Source organism: Spirosoma sp. KNUC1025 (genome assembly GCF_045160025.1).
Classification (GTDB): domain Bacteria; phylum Bacteroidota; class Bacteroidia; order Cytophagales; family Spirosomataceae; genus Spirosoma.
On the sequence record NZ_CP087139.1, the window covers coordinates 616,014 to 629,493 of the forward strand.

A 13,480-nucleotide genomic window follows, 5' to 3' on the forward strand; every position below is an offset into this window, starting at 1 on the left:
ATACCCATGAAAACGCAACTCATCCTCGGGATATTGATCAGCTCGCTGTCGGGCTTTGGTCAGACAATAGCCTCTCGTCAGGAGAAAACCCTTCCGGTTGCATTCGCTCCGAATACGGTGAGTAAGTGGACGCTGGCGGGTGAAATTATTGATTCAGTATCAGGAAAACCGGTTCCGTATGCCTCAATCAGCGTGTATGATTCTGACGCAGTACGTTCGCTGGGCGGCACAACCGGCAATGCACAGGGGTACTTCTCGCTCACCGTTCCAATGGCTAATACCTACAGCATCGAAGCGTCAAGCATAGGCTTTGCCCGAACAAAACGAATCATTTCAGCACAGAGCGAAGAAAGTCAGATGTCCATACGCATTGCCCTGAAAGCACTGGTTCATTCCATCAATGAAGTGACCGTGCGAGCGAGTAAGCCGATTGTGGAGGAACAGCTCGACCGGATCGTTTACCATGCCGACCGCGATATAACGGCCCAGAGTGGAATGGCTACGGACCTCATGCGAAAAGTGCCGCTGGTAACCGTTTTGCCGGATGGTGGCCTGATGGTACGTGGTGCCGCCAATGTCAAAATTCTGGTGAACGGGAAAACGTCTGTTTTATCGAATAATCCAACAGAACTGCTCCGGCAACTTCCGGCGGAATCGATCAAAACCATTGAAGTAATTACTTCCCCATCAGCGCGTTACGATGCCGAGGGGGGAACGATCATCAACATCGTGACGAAGAAAAATCTGGCTCAGGGCGTCAACGCAACATTAAACGGCGGAGTCGGCAGCACGGGTAGCAACGCAGCCAGTTCCTTATCTGCTACGTACAAAAAATGGAGTTTTAGCAGCGGTCTGACAGGCAACTGGTTTTACAATCCATTTTCCGGCATTACAGACCTTTATCAGATTTCAAACGGCAACCGAAAGCGACTACTTTCCCAGCAGGCCAACGGAAAATATGATATTCAGGTCGTCAATGCGAATGCCGGTCTTGAGTATCGATTATCGGACAAAACGCGTCTGTTGATTGGCTACAATCGCCGGATTCGACAAGTCACGACCGACCGGGATGCGTACTTCGATTGGGCGGGTGGTGATGTTCTTCTGGCTGGCGGGCATTTTTATTCACGCTCACAGGCCAATACCGACGACTGGAACGTAGAGTACAGCCATTCGTTTAAGCGTACACAACAGGAACTGACCGTCAGTTGGACGGGCGGAATAACCCAAAACCAGACAGTGATGACTCCTGCTGTACCTGCCCAGAGTGATACGCGTTCGCAAAACAACGAACAGGTCTTTCAGGCCGACTATCAGCATCCAATCAAACGAAGCTGGCTGATCGAAACGGGGGTCAAGGTTACGCTACGTACCATTGGCAACAATGTTAGCGACTCAACAGGCCATCGGACCAGCACCCTCTCCTATCAGCAGCAGATTCGGGCGGGCTACGTATCGAGTCAGTGGGATTTACCAAAAAAATGGAGTTTACGAACTGGATTACGGCTTGAGCAGACGATCAATCGGATCGATCTGGAGGCAAGTCAGCATCAGGAGCGGTATCTGAGCGCATTTCCAAACGTACTGGTCCAGAAGAGGCTCAAAAATGCCCGAAGTATTAAGTTTTCTTACGGATTACGGATTCAGCGACCATCGGCTCAGTTTCTTAATCCAGCCGTCGCCACACTCGATCCAGTAAGTCAGTATGCGGGTAGCCCGCTGCTACGTCCTGAACACATACACACCGGCGAGATGGGCTACAACACCCATGCAAAAGGCAGCTCGTTTATGCTGAGTGCGTTTGCCCGTCGTACCCAGCAAGCCATCAGCTCATTCAACGAACTGACCAACGCAGGCGTATTGATGACACGATTTGTCAATCTTAGCAGCCAAACGGATGTAGGCCTAAACCTTTACTCATCGACCAAACTGTGGCAGCACTGGCAAACAATTTTCTCTGCCAACGTATATTACTCATCGTTATCGGGTGGCCCTGCGCTCGAAAACCTGACAAATCGTGGTGTCAATTACGCCCTGGGCACAATGTCGACCTGGGAGTTGCCTAAAAGCTGGGCGGTCCAGCTATATGGAGGGTATAACTCGGCTCGGGTACGATTGCAGGGCCGCGAGGGAGCATTTACCTACTATCAACTGAGCATCCGTCGAAGCTTGGCCAACCAGAAAGGAAGCCTTGCCCTGGGTGTCGATAATCCGTTCAGCAATCGGGCAACCTGGGTGAGCTACAACGAAAGCAATACGTTCGCGTTTCGGAGCACTTCCTATCAATACAATCGGGGAATTCGACTGACGGTTATCTACCGGATCGGGAAAGCGAGTCCTAAACAGGAATCGGCGAAAAGCCGGGAACGTCGACAGAGTGACCTAAAAGAAGACCAATAATACCCCTAAACCCTACTCCTTATTCTTTCTCCCCTTAAACCCTTACCAGCCATGACAACATTTATTCGTGCCCGTCTGCTTAACGCCTATGTCGTTTTGCCCCTGTTCATCTGCCTGATTTTCGCAACCTGGCCGAGCCCTGCGGCTACGTTCGAGACTAAAACCAGGCACCTCTTTACCGGCGAGGACATGTTCCGGGGGCTATTTTTTCTGGATGGGCAGTATAGCGAAACCATCCCGGAGTTACAAGCCATACGTAGTAAATCGGATAATAAACTGGCGAAACCTACGGCTGTTGCAGATGCGCACCGGATGCAACAACAGATTATCGAAACGATCCGAACCGAACATCCTCGTTTCTTCAGCGATTTTCAGGCAGCGCTTGAGAGCGGCAACTACGTTAATGTACAAAATGCGCTGAAAGCTGGTCAGTCTGTTACTGAGAAAGCCATAAAACAGGTTAGCCAGTCGATGAACAACGCGCAATTTAAAACCCGCTCCGACGTAGGTACCTGCATTGTGATTGTTTATTACTGTTCTACAGCTTATACGTTGCTGATGCCCGTTTGCCCGACGATAATCGTCGCCATTGCAGCTGATGTTGCTCAAAATGGTTCATCGCTGCTGACTGAACAACTCGTTGCCTCGATCTGCCGGGCTTCAGCCCATCAGTCCTAAACGCTACGTACTGGCTTTGCCAGCGTGAAGAACCCCGTATCTTATTTTCTCAAGATAAATCTGTGTATCGACTCCCCGGCCGGAATCGACACCAGGAATTCTGTTGCCTTTCAGTACCCTTTTTAACCCTTTTCTTCATTCATTTTCAACCCTTTTCAATTCATCTTTCAACCCTTAACTTCATTATCAATCATGATCAACTTCATTCGTAAATCCCTGTTGAATGCCTATGTGGCCCTGCCCATGCTCGTGTGCTTTTTGCTGGCCTCCTGGTCAAGCTTCGCCGGACAAACCAACCACACCCGACTGACCTTCCTCTCGGGCAAGGACATGTTCAAAGGGGTCTTCTTCCTGGAAGGCCAGTACGCTCAGATGCTGCCCGAAACCCAGTCGCTGAAAACCGCCTTCCTCAACCAGAACCTCTCCGGCCAGCAGCGCACGGCCGTGGCTCAGGTGCGGGAGAGTTTGCTGGCCAGCATCGAGTCAGCCCACCCGGGTTATTTTGCCCAGTTCAAATCGGCCCTCAAAAGCGGGGATGCCGTGCGGGTAAGCCAGGCCCTGGCTGAAGGGGAAGGGCTGGTGGCTCAGGCCCTGGACAAGCTCTATCAGCTGGACAAAGCCCAGTTGGGCAAGTTACAGGCTCAGGCTCAGGGGCTGGCGGCTGGTCAGGGGGGCAAGCTGGATGCCCAGGCGATGGAAAAGCTGGTGAGCCAGCTGCAGAAAGGCGAGATGCGTGAGGCTGGCGTAGGTGCCTGTGCCGTCATCGCAGTTGTTGTACTGGCGGTATGCGTAGCAGCTGTGCTAGTTGTTGTAGCGGTCGGTGTGGCCGAAGAACTCTCTGCCGACAATCATAAGCCAGGTTCGCACTCGCTGTATCAGGAACAACTCGTTGCCTCGATCTGCCAAACGGCACCGCTGATTGCGTAGTAACCCACCGTACCCGATAGCCATCCAGGCCGGTATACTGCTATCGGGTACGTATTAAATCTTGCCATTTATCCCTAACCCTTCAACTCCTTATCAACCATGACCATATTTATCCGTAAATACCTATTGAATGCTTATACAGCGCTCCCTTTATTATTCTGCCTGCTGTTTACAACCTGGTCGAGCTATGCCAGTCCGCTAACGGGCAGGGCTAATAGCGGCTTTTCTGGGGAAGACATGTTTCGGGGGCTCTTTTTCCTCGAAGGTCAATACGCCAAAGCCATTCCTGAACTGCAAAGCCTGCGCATGAGCTATTCGCAACAATTGGTTAAACCCGCTCATCAGGCTGTACTAAACCAGATGCGGACTGAAATGATCCAGGCTATCAAGGCTCAACAACCTCATTATTTTGATCAATTCCGGGCAGCTCTGGAAAGCGGCAACTTCGTTAAGGTCCAGGCAGCCCTCAACGAAGGGAAAACCCTGGCAACCAAAACCGTAGAACGTCTTTACAACCTGGACTCACATCAACTGGAACAGCTACAGAATCAGGCGTCCAAACTGGCTCAGACTGGTAAACTAACCAAAGAAACGCTCGACCAGATGGCAAAAAGTATGAACAGGAACCAGTACGCTACGCGGCAGGACAACGGAACGTGTGTTGTCATTTACGTCTACAACATATGCACACTTATCGCGCTCTGCCTGGTAGCGGTGGTTCTTCCTACATCGGAAGAGATGGTTCAAAATAATTCTTCGCTGCTCAGCGACCAGCTTGTAGCCTCCATCTGCCGGCTGGCCGGTCATCATTCCTGATCGACTCTCTCCTACTCCTTTCTCAAAACTCGAACCCTTAACTTCATTATCAATCATGATCAACTTCATTCGTAAATCCCTGTTGAATGCCTATGTGGCCCTGCCCATGCTCGTGTGCTTTTTGCTGGCCTCCTGGTCAAGCTTCGCCGGACAAACCAACCACACCCGACTGACCTTCCTCTCGGGCAAGGACATGTTCAAAGGGGTCTTCTTCCTGGAAGGCCAGTACGCTCAGATGCTGCCCGAAACCCAGTCGCTGAAAACCGCCTTCCTCAACCAGAACCTCTCCGGCCAGCAGCGCACGGCCGTGGCTCAGGTGCGGGAGAGTTTGCTGGCCAGCATCGAGTCAGCCCACCCGGGTTATTTTGCCCAGTTCAAATCGGCCCTCAAAAGCGGGGATGCCGTGCGGGTAAGCCAGGCCCTGGCTGAAGGGGAAGGGCTGGTGGCTCAGGCCCTGGACAAGCTCTATCAGCTGGACAAAGCCCAGTTGGGCAAGTTACAGGCTCAGGCTCAGGGGCTGGCGGCTGGTCAGGGGGGCAAGCTGGATGCCCAGGCGATGGAAAAGCTGGTGAGCCAGCTGCAGAAAGGCGAGATGCGTGAGGCTGGCGTAGGTGCCTGTGCGGTAGTACTGGTGGTGGTGTTAGCAGTTATTGCAGCCGCTGTGGCCGTTTGGGTGGCCGTAACGGTACCGAAAGAAGCCGAGGAATTGAGCGCTGGCAATTATAAGGCGGGTTCGCTGTTCCAGGAGCAGTTGGTCGCTTCCATCTGCAAAACAGCGCCCCTGATCGCTTAAGCAACGCAACAAGGTAATACTTCCCTCATTTTCAAGTTAATAACCCCTTAACTCCTTATCAATCATGATCACGTTTATCCGTAAATATCTGCTGAATGCCTATGTGGCTCTACCTATGTTGATGTGCTTTCTGCTTACGTCCTGGACTAGTTTTGCGCACCAGAACACCCGCACGCATATGACATTCCTGACCGGTGAAGACATGTTCAAAGGCGTTTTCTTCCTGGAAGGCCAGTACGCTCAGATGCTGCCCGAAGCGCAGTCGCTCAGAACCGCTTATTTGAACCAATCGCAGAATACAGCTCAGAAAGCGGTTATCACCCAGGTCCGGCAAATGGTTATGGCCAGTATTGAATTGGCACACCCCGGTTATTACGCCCAGTTTAAGTCAGCCCTCAAAAGTGGGGATGCCGTACGTATCAATCAGGCACTGACGGGGGGTGAAGCACTTATCGCCCAGGCTATGGACAACCTGTATCATCTGGATAAAGACCAGCTGACCAAATTGCAGGCCGATGCGCAGGCTGAAGCAGCGCGTCAAGGCGGCAAGCTGGATGCACAAGCGCTGGAAAAGCTGGTAAGCCAGATGCAAAAAGGAAAAGCACTGGACGTCAACAATGGCACCTGTCTGGTCACGATAATCGCCGTTGCTGTCTTGATCTGGGTCGTTATTGCTTTAGCCGCTGAAGAAGTGGTTGTTGGTAATGACAATGGGCACTCGCTCTTACGTGAACAAGTGGTAGCCTCTATCTGCGACGTAGCACCCTCTATCGCCTAACCCCATAAATACCGAACGATCATGAAAACGTCACGTCGTAATGCACTAAAATGGATGGGGGGTTCACTGGCGGCAACGCTTACGCCCTTTCTATCCTACAGTCGGTCAACTCATTCTACTGCTTTTACCGGAGAAGATATGTACCGGGGAATTTTCTTTGGAGAGGGTGAATTTGCGAATCTGATTCCTGAGATGAAGTCGCTAAAAGCTGCTTATCCGCAAAAACACCAGACGACAGAACAGCTCAACCACGCTACGGAAGTTCGTCGGCATATTATTCAGGCGATTAAAGAGAAGGATGCACTCTTTTTCGATCAGTTCAAAGCATCAATGACGAGCCAGAACGTCTTTACTATCAAACGCAGCCTGTTGACAGCTTCGGCCAATACATCGGCAGCCGTCGAAGCGCTCTACGGGCCAGCCGGTAAAGCCTCAGGAAATTACCGCTATGAAAAACGCTCGGGAAATACGGGGATGGGAACCGTACTGCTGGTGGAAAATGCCGTTGCCTGCATTAACGTCATCTATATTCTTGCAGCGGCTATCATCGTTTCATCGGGCCACGATGAAGAAGAACTCGTATCCACGAAAAATTCATCGTCGTTATTGATTGAGCAGATTGCGGCATCGGTCTGCAAGGCTACACGAACTATGGCTTAGTCGAAGGATTGATTCCGGTAACGTAGTACAAGAGGCTGATTTCTCGGGAGAAATCAGCCTCTTATTGTATAAGCACGGTTGGCAATCGTACGGCGAAAACGAGGGTTCGTATAATAAACTTCCAGGCTTGAGTCAGACGTAGCACTTTTGAATCACCAGACAGGGCAAGGCATACGATGGCTCTGCTGTAATTCAATCCAGTACTAACCCTTACCTTTTTTGCCATGCAAGCGACCCGATTTACCTTTGTTGGCATCTGTCTGTTATGGATAGGCTTTGCCTTTCTTGCTCTTTTAACTTACACAAAAGACAACCCGATTCGATTCAGCTATGAGTTTCAGCAGAACATTCGAACGCTGTTTCCACAAGGCTGGGCATTCTTCACCAAAAGTCCGAGAGACGAAAATCTCCAGCTTTATCGATTTGTGAACAACCGGCTGGAACTGGTAGATGGTCAGCGGCAGGCGACCTTCGCTAATTTGATGGGCTTTCGGCGGGCAGCACGAGCCATGAGTGTCGAATATGCCTACCTGCTCTACGACGTACCGGCCGACAAATGGAAGCGCAGTGAGATTGCTCCTGAAGCCTACATACGGTCGCATAACCTGCCCGAAGTAACGGTCATCAATAAAACACCAAGCCCTCTTTTAGACGGAACGTACTATCTCGTCCAGCAGGGCCTGGTTCCGTGGGCCTGGTCCTCGCAGGCCGATAAAATTACACTCCCCAGTTCCATCCTTAAACTCTCTGTTGTATGCAAACGCTAACTGCTTTCGACCGTTATTTAACCACCTTTATGGCCCGTAATCCATGGACCAATGTGTATGGTGCTGTCCGTTCACTTCTGGCTTTTGGTACGTTTTGTACCCTGCTTTTCAACGATACAGGGATTCTGTTTCGCCCGATTGCCGGTATGACCGAATGCCCAAACTGCGTAGGAATGGCTCAGTACAGCCTGTTTTGTGTGCTGGGTAATCTGGAGCTTGCCCGCTGGCTTTCTATGGGTATTCTGGCACTGGTAGTGATTGGCATTTATCCACGTTTTACAGCCCTGCTTCATGTATACGTCGGGTTCAGTCTTATGTCGACGGTTATTCTGGTTGACGGGGGCGATCAGGTGACGCTTGTTCTCAGTTTTCTTCTACTGCCACTGGCCCTTACCGATCCCCGGAAATGGCACTGGTCCGCAGCGCCAGGAGTTGAAAAAACAACGTACTGGTTTCAGGTCCGAAAAATGGTAGCGCTAACTTCCTATACATTACTACGTTTGCAGGTCGCTCTGATTTATTTTGAAGCCTGTGTGGGCAAATTTAAAGTGACCGAATGGGCCGACGGTACGGCAATCTATTATTGGTTTTCGAATCCGGTGTTTGGGCTGTCGCCTGAAGTACACAGCCTGCTGCTTCCCATTCTGGCCAATCGCTGGTGTATCGTGTTATTGACCTGGAGCGTACTGATTTTCGAAGGCAGTTTGTTTTTAGGATTAACCTTAGACGCTAAATACCGGAAATATCTTTTGTGGATGGGCATTGCGTTTCACTTCATGATTATTCTGATCCACGGGTTACCAACGTTTTTTATGGCGATGACATCGGCGCTGCTCATTTACCTGCGTCCGTTCGATCAGCCCTTCAGCCTGAAGCCAGTGATGCGCACATTCTTCCCGCCCTTAACGTTACGTTATCGGACAGCCGAATCATCACCTGAGGTAGCTACGGCGAGTGCCTAGTATTGAGTAAACGGCCGGGTTTGTTGCCCGGCCAAAGCGTACGACCATGAAAGCGACAATTATTTTTGATGGTATCTGCGGATTCTGCAACGTTTACGTTCAGTTTGTGATCCGGCGCGATCCAGATGCTTATTTTGGGTTTGTTTCTGCACAGTCTGATTCCGGAATGAAGCTACTCAGAGCAAATGGCATTCGATCATTTGATAGTATTGTTCTGATCGAATCTGGTAACGTATTGACCAAATCCAACGCCATTCTTCACATCTGCCGACATTTAACCGGATTATGGAGCTGGCTAGAATATTTTCGTTACGTCCCTCGTCCATTACGGGATCTGGTTTATGACTCCGTTGCCCGCCATCGCTATCGACTTGGAAAAAAGACCGTCTGTCAGCTACCCACACCCGCCGAACGCCAACGAATGATTTTATCGTAAAAAGAACGCAACCATGACAACCGTGACACCACAGCCACTAAAAACCGGACTGACGCTTTGGGCGCTTGGCTTAGTGGGTATAGCCTCACTCCTGACCACTACGTTTCCCCTGACGAACCTGCCTAAAGTTGTGCTGGAAAAATTTACTCCGGAACAGCTACAACTGCTTATGCTCGTCAATCCAACTCTGTTTCTGATTATTGCAGTTGTTGTTGGGTCATTACTGTATCGCAAAGTCAATTTAAAACTTGTTGATAAAGAGAAACTCACCGCACCCAATGCCGTTGGCTACGTCTTTAAAACCAGTATTCTGCCCGGTATAGTGGCCGGTCTCCTGATTCTGGGCGTTGTCTGGGTATTTCAGCAGCTAACCCCCTCCGAAATGGCTAAACTGAATGGTGCCGATACGTCAATTTCGCCACTGGCCCGGTTTCTTTACGGTGGAATTACGGAAGAAATCTTACTTCGGTTTGGGTTGATGACGCTATTTGTCTGGGCAGCGAGCCGGTTATTTCACACGCAGAAGCCGATTGTTTACTGGGTTGGCATCATCCTGTCGGCTCTGCTTTTTGGCGCCGGTCATCTACCGGCCCTGAAATTACTGGTCCCTGACCCTTCTGCTACGTTAACGCTCTACATCATCCTGGGCAATTCGGTAGCGGGTGTTGTATTTGGCTGGATTTACTGGCGATATGGACTCGTGTTAGCCATGATTGCCCATGCGGCTGCCCACGTTGTTTTATTGACCAGCGAGCTGATCGCGGGTTAGTCAGCATCACCCAAAAGCCGGACAACTTCAAGATCTTGAAGTTGTCCGGCTTTTGGGTGATGCTGTATCGTCTTTATACGTATCGGATTTTGACTTGTGCCCGAAAATTCGGTTATTCAGGGTGATGCATTATACCGATGACCTTAAACAACAAATTGAACGGGTGCTGCACTGGGAGCCATCGTCGCACTGGCGATTACGTGATTTCAGGCAGTTGAGTGAGCTTGTGCACCATCGTACGCACCAGCATGTAGACGCTCAGGAGCTGCAACATTTCTGGCAGTCGTCGGCTGTTTCTTCGCCTTTTTTTCTGGATACCCTCGCCTGCTTTATCGACTACACCAGCTGGGATGATTTCTGTACCCGCAATTTCTACGGCAGTGTTGACACCGATGAAGAAACGCAACTGCTTCATGCGCCCATGTGGGAAATTCCGATTCGGTGGGTAATAATTATCTGCTGGCTATCGGTTATTGCGGCTATTCTGGTGGGTATTTTATTGGTCTGGAAACGATAAACGATTCCCGCATCTAACTCGTTATTCTTCTATCACATAAGGCTCTATCTTACGGCTTTATTCAGTATCAAAACCACAATTTAATTTAAGCGACCGAATGGTACGTTTTCCTTTAAATCTAGGCCTGTTTCTTAGTGCAACACTGGCATTGGCCCAGCCTGCCCCCAAAGCCAGCCCAACAACGGCTAAACCATCGCCTTTAAACTTGAACGCTCCGATTCCGCTAGACCCCGACGTGAAAGTAGGGAAGCTGCCCAATGGACTTACCTACTACATCCGCAAAAATGCTGAACCCAAAAACCGCGCCGAGCTCCGGCTCGTGATTCGGGCCGGATCGGTACTCGAAACCGACAATCAGCAGGGACTGGCGCACTTCATGGAACATATGGAGTTTAACGGCACCAAGAATTTCCCCAAAAACGAGCTGGTCAACTTTCTTCAGTCGGCGGGGGTTCGCTTCGGAGCTGACCTGAATGCCTATACCGGCTTCGACGAAACGGTGTATCAATTGCCCGTACCAACCGATTCAGCGAACGTATTCAGACAAGCCTTTCAGATTCTGGAAGACTGGGCGCACAATGCCACCATTGATCCGGCCGAAATTGACAAAGAGCGCGGTGTCGTTCTGGAAGAACGGCGGCTTGGCCGAGGAGCGGGTCAGCGGATGAGAGACCAGTATTTCCCGATGTTACTGAACAACTCGCAGTATTCGAAGCGGCTGCCCATCGGTACCGAACAGGTGCTTACTACGTTCAGACCGGAGACTTTGCGGCAATTTTATAAAGACTGGTATCGGCCCGATCTGATGGCGGTTATTGCCGTTGGCGATTTTGACATCAAACAGGTCGAAGGGATAATTCGTGAGAAATTCAGCCGGATTCCCGTCGTAAAAAATGCAAAACCACGTACTGAATTTCAGATTCCGGCGCACAAAGACACGAAAGTTGTTGTCGTGACCGATCCCGAACAGCCCAATACGGTGGTGCAGGTAATTTACAAACGCCCTGAAATCAAGGAGAAAACGCTGAACGACCTTCGGGAAAGTATCAAACGGGGTCTGTTCAATACCATGCTGGGCAACCGGATTCAGGAACTGACCCAACGCGCTGATCCACCATTTCTGGGTGGCTACAGCAATTACAGTGATTTTCTGGGCAATCTTGATGCATTCACATCAATTGCCGTAGCAAAAGAAGGAAACGTTGAGCGAGCCATTCGGGCCGTTCTCGACGAGAACGCTCGTGTCAAACAGTTTGGCTTTACACCGACTGAGTTGGCCCGCGCCAAGCAGGAGTTTATGACGAATGTTGAGCAGGCTTATAGCGAACGTAACAAAACTCGCTCGGTGAATTACGTAAACGAATACGTCCAGAATTTCACGGATAAAGAGCCTTTTACCAGCATCGATTTCTATTACGATTTCCTGAAGAAGGTGCAGGGCGGCATCAAGCTTGACGAGGTAAATACGCTGGTCGATCAGTTTATTCACAACGACAATCGGGCGGTTATCGTCATGGCCCCCGAAAAGGACAAAGCCAAACTTCCGACCGTAGCGCAGATTCTGAGCTACGTAGATGACGCAGGCAAAGGACTGACTGCCTACGAAGACAAAACCATCGACAGTCCCTTACTGGCCAAGCAACCAACGGGCTCGCCTGTTGTCAATGAAAAACAGATCAAAGAAATTGGCGTAACGGAATGGACGCTTAAAAACGGGGTACGGGTTGTACTGAAGCCGACAGATTTCAAAAATGACCAGATTCTGTTTTCGGCCAGCAGCTTTGGCGGTACGTCGCTTTATGATCTCAAGGATTTCCAGTCGGCCCGATTCTCCTCAACGTTGACCGCTATGGGCGGAACGGGTGAATACAACCAGATTCAGCTGGGCAAATTTTTATCGGGCAAACAGGTGAGCGTTTTCCCTTACGTTGGGGAGTTAAGCGAGGGCATAAATGGAAGCGCGGCTCCAAAAGATCTGGAAACGGCCTTACAATTACTCTACAGCTATTTTACCCAGCCTCGCAAAGATCCCGACGTCGTGAAGGGATTTCTGTCCAATCAACGGAGTGCGCTGCAAAACCAGATCAACACGCCTACGCCCCAACGGGTATTTCAGGATACAGTAACCGTAACACTGGGCAACAACAACCCACGACGGCAGCCGCTAAAACCAGACGATCTGGATAAAATTGATCTCGACCGTGCCCTGCAGGTTTATCAGGAACGGTTTGCCAATGCGGGTGATTTTACGTTTTTCTTCATCGGGAATTTTAAAGAACAGCAGTTGAAGCCCCTGATTGAGAAATACCTGGGTGGCTTACCCGCAACGGATAAAACAGAGAAGTTTAAAGATTTGGGTATTCGGATTCCTGCCGGCCAGATCAGCAAAACGGTGTATCGCGGCCTTGATCCGAAGGCGTCTGTCCAGCTCGTCTACAGTGGCGATCTGACCTGGACGCCCGAAACCACAACTCAACTGGATGCATTGGCTGAAGTATTGGAGATAAAACTGATCGAGAAACTTCGGGAAGAAGAGAGTGGCGTTTATGGCGTTGGTGCGAATGCGGCTTATGCAAAATATCCAGTGCCCCGCTATACGTTCCGCATCAATTTTGGCTGTGCGCCTGACAACGTTGAAAAGCTGATTGCCAAAACGCAGGAGCTTATCAATGACTTAAAGCAGAAGGGAGCACTCCCAACCGATATTGCCAAATTCAAAGCCGAAACCCGTCGCGAGACGGAAGTCCAGCTGAAAGACAATCAGTTCTGGCTTGGGTACCTGCAGAATCAATATTACAATGGCGATGCGCCGGACGAAATTCTGCACGAGAATGAGCAGCTCAATAAAGTTACCGTTGAAAGTACAAAAGCCGCTGCGAATGAGTATTTCGGCCCCAATTTCATACGGTTGGTGCTCATGCCGGAAAAGAAGCAATAAATTGAAAAATGGAAGTGAGTAGCCATCAACGTTATTATC

Annotated in this window: 13 protein-coding genes; all 13 read left to right on the forward strand. The window is 50.2% G+C overall.

Going from position 1 to position 13,480, the window contains the following annotated elements; all coding sequences use genetic code 11:
- Positions 1–6 precede the first annotated feature (6 nt).
- Positions 7–2,400, forward strand: a complete 2,394-nt coding sequence (locus tag LN737_RS02700; protein WP_405515997.1) for a TonB-dependent receptor domain-containing protein — start codon at positions 7–9, stop codon at positions 2,398–2,400.
- Positions 2,401–2,451: 51 nt separating this feature from the next.
- Complete coding sequence (locus tag LN737_RS02705; protein WP_405515999.1) at positions 2,452–3,078, forward strand: hypothetical protein; 627 nt, start codon at positions 2,452–2,454, stop codon at positions 3,076–3,078.
- 243 nt (positions 3,079–3,321) lie between these two features.
- Positions 3,322–4,005 carry a hypothetical protein gene (locus LN737_RS02710; RefSeq protein ID WP_405516000.1) on the forward strand — a complete coding sequence of 228 codons (684 nt, stop codon included), beginning with the start codon at positions 3,322–3,324 and terminating at the stop codon, positions 4,003–4,005.
- A 99-nt stretch (positions 4,006–4,104) separates the two neighbouring features.
- On the forward strand, positions 4,105–4,821 hold the full coding sequence (locus LN737_RS02715) for a hypothetical protein (protein WP_405516001.1): 717 nt from the start codon (positions 4,105–4,107) through the stop codon (positions 4,819–4,821).
- Positions 4,822–4,876: 55 nt separating this feature from the next.
- On the forward strand, positions 4,877–5,614 hold the full coding sequence (locus tag LN737_RS02720) for a hypothetical protein (RefSeq protein WP_405516003.1): 738 nt from the start codon (positions 4,877–4,879) through the stop codon (positions 5,612–5,614).
- A 64-nt stretch (positions 5,615–5,678) separates the two neighbouring features.
- Positions 5,679–6,392, forward strand: a complete 714-nt coding sequence (locus LN737_RS02725) for a hypothetical protein (protein ID WP_405516005.1) — start codon at positions 5,679–5,681, stop codon at positions 6,390–6,392.
- A gap of 21 nt (positions 6,393–6,413) precedes the next feature.
- On the forward strand, positions 6,414–7,052 hold the full coding sequence (locus LN737_RS02730; protein WP_405516007.1) for a hypothetical protein: 639 nt from the start codon (positions 6,414–6,416) through the stop codon (positions 7,050–7,052).
- Positions 7,053–7,276: 224 nt separating this feature from the next.
- The gene (locus tag LN737_RS02735; RefSeq protein WP_405516009.1) at positions 7,277–7,819 is read left to right on the forward strand and encodes an SdpA family antimicrobial peptide system protein; all 543 of its coding nucleotides are present in this window, start codon (positions 7,277–7,279) and stop codon (positions 7,817–7,819) included.
- Positions 7,807–8,781: a sporulation-delaying protein SdpB family protein gene (locus LN737_RS02740; protein WP_405516010.1), complete on the forward strand. Its 975-nt coding sequence runs from the start codon at positions 7,807–7,809 to the stop codon at positions 8,779–8,781. Before LN737_RS02735 ends, LN737_RS02740 begins: the two co-directional genes overlap by 13 nt.
- Before the next feature lie 46 nt (positions 8,782–8,827).
- On the forward strand, positions 8,828–9,217 hold the full coding sequence (locus tag LN737_RS02745; RefSeq protein ID WP_405516011.1) for a thiol-disulfide oxidoreductase DCC family protein: 390 nt from the start codon (positions 8,828–8,830) through the stop codon (positions 9,215–9,217).
- 13 nt (positions 9,218–9,230) lie between these two features.
- Positions 9,231–9,986 (forward strand): CPBP family intramembrane glutamic endopeptidase, encoded by a 756-nt coding sequence (locus tag LN737_RS02750; RefSeq protein ID WP_405516013.1) that lies wholly within the window; start codon positions 9,231–9,233, stop codon positions 9,984–9,986.
- Between the two features lie 124 nt (positions 9,987–10,110).
- Positions 10,111–10,503 carry a hypothetical protein gene (locus LN737_RS02755; protein WP_405516015.1) on the forward strand — a complete coding sequence of 131 codons (393 nt, stop codon included), beginning with the start codon at positions 10,111–10,113 and terminating at the stop codon, positions 10,501–10,503.
- A 97-nt stretch (positions 10,504–10,600) separates the two neighbouring features.
- On the forward strand, positions 10,601–13,441 hold the full coding sequence (locus LN737_RS02760) for a pitrilysin family protein (protein WP_405516016.1): 2,841 nt from the start codon (positions 10,601–10,603) through the stop codon (positions 13,439–13,441).
- The last annotated feature ends 39 nt before the right edge of the window (positions 13,442–13,480 follow it).